We start from the raw sequence: 6,727 nt of genomic DNA, 5'->3' as shown, positions 1-6,727 counted from the left end.
TCGCATTTTCTAACCTCCCCTTGAATATTCCACCAACCCTATTAGAATATAATATGAATATGCTTTTGCAGTAAAAACATGAGAACAGAGCAAATAAGAGTTAGGGGTACTGTTCAGGGTGTAGGTTTTCGTCCCACGGTTTACCGCTTGGCTAAAAATGCTGGTTTAAAAGGAGATGTATGTAATGATGGGGATGGAGTTTTAATCCGGATTGTAGGGAGTGAGGAAAAGATAACTGCTTTTGTGCAGCAACTGTATGACCACTGTCCACCCCTAGCTCAAATTCATGAACTAATCAGGAGTCCACTTTCTGGGTCTAATGATTTCCATGGTGATGAACTCACAGAATTTATCATTTCTCCCAGTATGGAAACACCAGTGAAAACGGAAATTGTTCCCGATGCTGCAACCTGTGATGAATGTCAAAAGGAAATTTTTGATCCCTTTAGTCGTTATTTCCGCTACCCCTTTACTAACTGTACCCATTGTGGACCACGGTTAAGTATTATGCAGGCCATTCCCTACGATAGAAATAATACTAGCATGGTAGATTTTCCTATGTGTGGAGAATGTAACCAGGAATATGAAGATGTGAATAATAGACGTTTCCACGCTCAACCCGTAGCTTGTTTTCGTTGTGGTCCCCGCGCATGGTTAGAACGTGCTGATGGTCAACCTATCACTGGGGATATGTTTTCTATGTTGGATGAGGTTGATGCAGTTTGTACTTTATTACAAAAAGGTGAAATCGTTGCTATTAAAGGGTTAGGCGGTTTCCATTTAGCTTGTGATGCTACCCAAGAAACTGTAGTTGAAAAATTACGACAGCGAAAAAAACGTTATCATAAACCTTTTGCTTTAATGGCTAGAGATATCAATATAATATCTCAATATTGTCAGATTTCTGATTTAGAAAAAGATTTATTAACTAGTCCTGCTGCACCAATTGTTTTATTAAAAATTAATCCCCAAAATAACTTGCCACCTAACTCAGTCAAATCCCAAATAGGGAATCCCATAGCCAGGGCGATCGCACCTGGTCAAAACACTCTGGGTTTTATGTTGCCCTATACTCCTTTACATCATTTAATTCTCAGGAGAATGAATGTTCCCATAGTTCTGACCAGTGGTAATATTGCCGATGAACCTCAATGTATTGATAATTCAGATGCTAAAAAAAAGTTAGCTCCAATAGCTGATTATTTTTTATTACATAATCGAGATATTATTAACCGAGTAGATGATTCAGTAGTGAGAGTAGTTAATCAAAAAATCCAAATTCTCAGACGCGCTAGGGGATATGCACCAGCACCGATTATTTTACCACAAGGTCTTGAAAAGACACCACCTATTTTAGCCATGGGTGGGGAATTGAAAAACACCTTTTGTTTATTGAGAGCAGGTGAGGCTATTTTATCACAACATTTAGGAGATTTAGAAAATGCCTCCGCTTTTGCTACCTATCAAGAAACCCTAAATTTATATCTCAATTTATTCGCCCATAAACCAGCAATTATTGCCATTGATAAACATCCGGAATATTTATCATCAAAACTGGGTAGACAATTAGCAGTCAGTAATGAAATCCAACTTTATGAAATTCCACATCATCATGCTCACATTGCAGCTTGTCTAGCGGAAAACAAAATACCTTTAAATAGCCAGCCAGTATTAGGTGTAGCTTTTGATGGTTTAGGATATGGAGAAGATGGTAATTTCTGGGGAGGAGAATTTTTCCTGGCTGATTATTCTAATTACCAAAGACTGGCTACCTTTAAACCAGTACCTATGATAGGGGGAAAACAATCTATTTATCAACCCTGGAGAAATACTTATGCTCACCTCAATAGTGCTTTAAATTGGCAAGAGGTTCAAGAACAATATCCATCTCTAGAAATTGTGCAGTTTCTACAAAAACAACCTTTGAAATTGCTAGATCAAATGGTGGAAAAAAATATTAACTCACCCCTTGTATCATCTGTTGGTAGGTTATTTGATGCGGTAGCAGCAGCAATTGGCATTTGTCGAGAAGAATGTACCTACGAGGGACAAGCAGCTATAGAAATGGAGTCCTGTATTAGTCCTGAAATACTAAATGATATATCCAGTTATCCATCACATCAAAATATTGAAAAGTTAGATGGAATGTACTATGTAAACACAGCTTCTATATGGAAAGGAATCTTAGAGGATATAAACCAACAAGTTGGAATAGGGGAAATAGCTGCCAAGTTTCACCTAACTCTAGCCCATTTGATTATAGAAACAGTTAAACAATTGAGTCAAGAATATAAAACTAATCAAGTAGCACTAACCGGGGGAGTATTTCAAAACCGAATTCTTTTGCAGCAAACAACTAAATTACTGCAAAATATGGGCATGGAAGTTTTTACCCATAGTAAAGTACCTCCAAATGATGGAGGAATATCTCTGGGACAAGCTATGATTGTTGCAGCTAGATGTGGGCAAAATGCCTAACTAAGCGTTCCGACCCAAGAATCAATCTAAATTATAGCTCACAATTATGCCTAAATACTTTAATACTGCTGGACCCTGTAAATCCGAAATCCACTATATGCTCTCTCCCACAGCTCGACTACCGGATTTGAAAGCACTAATTGACGGAGAAAACTACTTTATAATTCACGCGCCGCGACAAGTCGGCAAAACTACAGCTATGATAGCCTTAGCACGAGAATTGACTGATAGTGGAAAATATACCGCAGTTATGCTTTCCGTTGAAGTGGGATCAGTATTCTCCCATAATCCCCAGCAAGCGGAGCAGGTTATTTTAGAAGAATGGAAACAGGCAATCAAATTTTATTTACCCAAAGAACTACAACCATCCTATTGGCCAGAGCGTGAAACAGACTCAGGAATAGGCAAAACTTTAAGTGAGTGGTCCGCACAATCTCCAAGACCTCTTGTAATCTTTTTAGATGAAATCGATTCCCTAACAGATGAAGCTTTAATCCTAATTTTAAGACAATTACGCTCAGGTTTTCCCCGTCGTCCTCGGGGATTTCCCCATTCGGTGGGGTTAATTGGTATGCGGGATGTGCGGGACTATAAGGTTAAATCTGGTGGAAGTGAACGACTGAATACGTCAAGTCCTTTCAATATCAAAGCGGAATCCTTGACTTTAAGTAATTTCACTCTGTCAGAGGTGGAAGAACTTTACTTACAACATACGCAAGCTACAGGACAAATTTTTACCCCGGAAGCAATTAAACAAGCATTTTATTTAACCGATGGGCAACCATGGTTAGTAAACGCCCTAGCTCGTCAAGCCACTCAGGTGTTAGTGAAAGATATTACTCAACCCATTACCGCTGAAGTAATTAACCAAGCCAAAGAAGTTCTGATTCAGCGCCAGGATACCCATTTGGATAGTTTGGCAGAGCGCTTACGGGAAGATCGGGTCAAAGCCATTATTCAACCCATGTTAGCTGGATCGGACTTACCAGATACCCCAGAGGATGATCGCCGTTTCTTGCTAGATTTAGGCTTGGTAAAGCGCAGTCCCTTGGGAGGACTAACCATTGCCAATCCCATTTACCAGGAGGTGATTCCTCGTGTTTTGTCCCAGGGTAGTCAGGATAGTCTACCCCAGATTCAACCTACTTGGTTAAATACTGATAATACTTTAAATCCTGACAAACTCTTAAATGCTTTCCTAGAGTTTTGGCGACAACATGGGGAACCATTACTCAAAAGTGCGCCTTATCATGAAATTGCTCCCCATTTAGTTTTGATGGCGTTTTTACATCGGGTAGTGAATGGTGGTGGCACTTTAGAACGGGAATATGCCGTTGGTTCTGGAAGAATGGATATTTGTTTACGCTATGGCAAGGTAGTGATGGGCATAGAGTTAAAGGTTTGGAGGGGAAAATCGGATCCGTTAACGAAGGGTTTGACCCAATTGGATAAATATCTGGGTGGGTTAGGATTAGATAGAGGTTGGTTAGTAATTTTTGATCACCGTCCGGGATTACCACCCATGGGTGAGAGGATTAGTATGGAACAGGCCATTAGTCGAGAGGGAAGAACCATTACAGTAATTCGTAGCTAGAGCGGTAGATATCAGATGATTGAACCTCAATTATTGTGCAACGCCACATTTTCTTTCCAAAGATGTATGTTAAACTCTAGTAAACTCTAATTAGGTCGAGAAAAAGATATGTGTTTAGGAATACCTGGACAAATAATAGAAATCAGCAATCCAGAACATAAACTAGCAATAGTTAAGGTTGGAGGAGTTAAGCGTCAAATCAATATAGCATGTATTGTTGATGAGGAACACCCACCCGAAAAATGTCTCGGAGATTGGGTGTTAGTTCATGTGGGTTTTGCTATGAACAGAATTAATGAACAGGAAGCAGCAGAAACCTTAGCCCTTTTACAGGAAATTGCTAACAGTTATGGTGATACTAAAGACCTGCAAAGGAGCGATTTATAACACCTTGGTAAAATTATGAAATATGTAGATGAATTCCGTAACCCCGAAAAAGCTCAAGGTTTACAAAAAGAAATTGCACAACTGAGTCTTCAAATCTCAAGAAATTCCCACAAAAACAAACACCTGAAAATAATGGAAGTGTGTGGTGGTCACACCCATGCGATTTTTAAATATGGCATTGAGGAAATATTACCAGATAATATTGAACTGATTCATGGACCTGGATGTCCGGTATGTGTCATGCCAAAAGGTAGAGTAGATGATGCGATCGCCCTTTGCCAAAACCAGCAGATTATTTTCACTACTTTTGGGGATGCTATGAGGGTTCCAGGGTCTAAAACCAGCTTGTTACAAGCAAAAGCTGAGGGAGCAGATATTAGAATGGTCTATTCTCCTCTGGATAGTTTAAAGATTGCCAAGGAAAACCCTGAAAAAGAGATAGTATTTTTTGGTTTAGGATTTGAAACCACTGCTCCTAGCACTGCATTTACCATATTACAAGCAGCAGCAGAAAACATTAGAAACTTTAGTTTATTTTCCAATCATGTATTAGTTATACCAGCATTGGAAGCATTATTAGCAAATCCAGATTTACAACTAGATGGTTTTGTTGGTCCAGGTCATGTAAGCATGGTTATTGGAACAGATCCATATGAGTTTATTCCCGAAAGATATCATAAACCGATTGTCATTTCTGGATTTGAACCATTGGATATTTTCCAATCTATATGGATGTTATTAAAACAAATAGAAGAAAATCAGTGTGAAGTAGAAAACCAATATAATCGGTTAGTTGAGAAAGGGGGAAATCAAAATGCCATTCAAGCCATGAATCAGGTTTTTACAGTTCGCGAGAAATTTGAATGGCGGGGGTTGGGAGAAATTCCTAATTCTGGTTTGAAAATACGTCCCGAATATGCTCAATTTGATGCAGAAGCCAAATTTACTATTCCCAATTTGAAAGTGCCCGATCATAAAGCCTGTCAATGTGGAGAAATTCTTAAAGGAGTTTTAAAACCTTGGGAATGTAAAGTATTTGGCACAGCTTGCACACCAGAAACACCCATAGGAACTTGTATGGTTTCCTCTGAAGGTGCTTGTGCAGCATATTATAAATATGGCAGATTATCAGCTCTTATATAGCAATTGTATGGCAATAGATAAAAATCAGAAAAATCAAAATCCCCTATTTCAAAAAATAGCACAGGTAGGTCGTCGCTCCCATCAAGTTAAAGATAGCCATATTAACCTATCCCATGGTAGTGGTGGTAAAGCCATGAGCGATTTAATTCATGATGTATTTGTGAAAAATTTCCATAATGAGATTTTATCACAATTAGAAGATCAGGCAAGTTTTGATTTATCAACCCTGGGAAAACTGGGAGATAGATTAGCATTTACCACCGATTCTTACGTGGTAGATCCCTTGTTTTTCCCCGGTGGCAATATTGGTGATTTAGCTGTTAATGGCACAATTAATGATCTGGCAGTTGGGGGTGCTAAACCCCTATATTTAAGTTGTAGCATGATCTTAGAAGAGGGTTTGCCATTAGAAACATTAAGAAAAGTAGTGGGGAGTATGCAACATGCTGCTCAAAAAGCGGGAGTGCAAATAGTTACAGGAGACACCAAGGTAGTGCATCGTGGTTCTGCGGATAAATTATTTATTAATACTGCTGGGATAGGGATAATACCCCAGGGAATTAAAATTTCACCTCGCCATATTCAACCGGGGGATATGGTAATTATTAATGGAGAAATAGGGAATCATGGTGCGGCAATTTTAATAGCTAGAGGAGAATTAGAATTAGAAACAGATATAGAAAGCGACAGTCAACCATTGCATGAACTGGTAGCTGAAATTATCAAGGTCTGTCCTGATATTCATGCTATGAGAGATGTAACTAGGGGAGGTTTGGCGACAGTATTAAACGAATTTGCCCAAACAGCAAATCTAGGGATAAAAATCAATGAACAGACCATTCCCATTAGAGAGGAGGTGACTGGAATGTGTGAAATACTTGGTTTAGATCCATTGTATTTAGCCAACGAAGGTAAAATAGTAATTGTTGTTCCCCAGGAGCAAGCGGAACTGGTATTATCCACCATGCAAGATCATCCCTTGGGAAAACAAGCAGCAATTATTGGACAAGTAGTTGAGCAACTACCTGGAATAGTTTTTTTAAAAACTGTTTTTGGTGCAGAAAGAATAGTAGATATGTTGGTGGGAGAGCAGCTACCGAGAATATGTTAATCTAATAGTATTCG

At 39.0% G+C, this 6,727-nt stretch carries 5 protein-coding genes; all 5 read left to right on the top strand.

All coding sequences use genetic code 11. The features are described from left to right. The first annotated feature begins 78 nt into the window (after positions 1-78). Positions 79-2,478: a carbamoyltransferase HypF gene (gene hypF / locus ASL19_RS02000; protein WP_057177075.1), complete on the top strand. Its 2,400-nt coding sequence runs from the start codon at positions 79-81 to the stop codon at positions 2,476-2,478. Between the two features lie 46 nt (positions 2,479-2,524). Further along, a complete protein-coding gene (locus ASL19_RS01995; protein WP_057177074.1) occupies positions 2,525-4,072 on the top strand; it encodes an ATP-binding protein in 1,548 nt (515 codons plus the stop codon). 108 nt (positions 4,073-4,180) lie between these two features. Continuing rightward, on the top strand, positions 4,181-4,459 hold the full coding sequence (locus ASL19_RS01990; protein ID WP_057177073.1) for a HypC/HybG/HupF family hydrogenase formation chaperone: 279 nt from the start codon (positions 4,181-4,183) through the stop codon (positions 4,457-4,459). 15 nt (positions 4,460-4,474) lie between these two features. Beyond that, positions 4,475-5,602: a hydrogenase formation protein HypD gene (gene hypD, locus ASL19_RS01985; RefSeq protein ID WP_057177072.1), complete on the top strand. Its 1,128-nt coding sequence runs from the start codon at positions 4,475-4,477 to the stop codon at positions 5,600-5,602. A gap of 7 nt (positions 5,603-5,609) precedes the next feature. Beyond that, positions 5,610-6,713 carry a hydrogenase expression/formation protein HypE gene (gene hypE, locus ASL19_RS01980; protein WP_057177076.1) on the top strand — a complete coding sequence of 368 codons (1,104 nt, stop codon included), beginning with the start codon at positions 5,610-5,612 and terminating at the stop codon, positions 6,711-6,713. Positions 6,714-6,727 lie beyond the last annotated feature (14 nt).

The organism is Cylindrospermopsis sp. CR12 (assembly GCF_001432185.1).
GTDB classification, from domain to species: Bacteria; Cyanobacteriota; Cyanobacteriia; order Cyanobacteriales; family Nostocaceae; genus Raphidiopsis; species Raphidiopsis raciborskii.
The sequence above is the reverse complement of the archived record's forward strand: the minus strand, read 5'-3'. Positions and strand labels throughout refer to the sequence as shown.